We start from the raw sequence: 911 nt of genomic DNA on the forward strand, positions 1-911 counted from the left end.
AACAGACTTGAAATGAGAGAATCTTACGTTATTCGAGACTCTCATTCAACATACAAAACAGTGAATTATCATTATAATTCAATGCATTGTTACAATCAGAGACAGCGGTAAGCACGTCAGAAGAGGCAAAGGCTCTTTCAGAACAGACAAAGGATGCGTGTGATGAAGTTAAAGCCTCCGTTTCCTCTGTTAAGAGAATTGCAGAAGCGGCGCAAACAGGAGTGGAACAAGCCTCGCAAACAGCTTCAGAAGCGAAGGGTTTGGCGGAAGCGGCGAAAAGTGCAGCAGAGAGTGTAACAGAGAAAGTAGATCAAGCACTAAGAGAGGCTAGCGATGCAAAATCTAAAGCAGAAGGCTTAGAAACAATAGCCAATGAAGCAAAATCCACGAGTGATCATGCAAGCCAAACCGCTTTGAGTGCAAAAAATTTATCAGAAGAAGCGAAGAGTGTTGCGGAGCAAGCAAAAGAAGAAGCTGATACGACGAAGCAAGGGCTTGGAGAGGTCAAGAGTTCACTAGACACGGTGACAGCAACAACAAATTCTGCGAATATAGCCGCCTCTGAGGCAAAAGTGTTAGCGGAAGAAGCGAAGAGTGCATTGATAGAAGTTCAAGAGAAGGCACAGAGGAACAGAGACAGTCTTTCTGAGCTTCAAAGTAAGGTAGGTTCTCTTTCCACTAGTTTTTTAGAGGATGTGCGTTTTCATCAACCTGACAGAATTCTGGAAGTCGATTCGAAAAATAGAAAAGGTCTTGTGATCAATGAAGGGGCATGTTTTCGCTTTTATCATGGTGGAGAGAATGGGGATAGGTCCATCTTTTACCGCGTTCCAAGGCGTGGAAGGATGACTTTTGACGAAGATCTTGAAGCAGGAAAGGATTATTATATATATCTCATCTTAAAAGATCAG

General features: G+C 42.9%; 1 protein-coding gene. It reads left to right on the forward strand.

Annotation, left to right across the window (positions count from 1 at the left end):
• Nucleotides 1-86: 86 nt before the first annotated feature.
• The coding region (locus tag ACFIQE_RS10950) for an alanine-zipper protein (protein ID WP_375707758.1) at nucleotides 87-911 on the forward strand (825 nt) is incomplete at its 3' end.

Origin of the sequence: Bartonella sp. AA1HLJMS, assembly GCF_042197445.1 — a bacterium.
In the GTDB taxonomy this organism is placed as follows: Bacteria; Pseudomonadota; Alphaproteobacteria; order Rhizobiales; family Rhizobiaceae; genus Bartonella.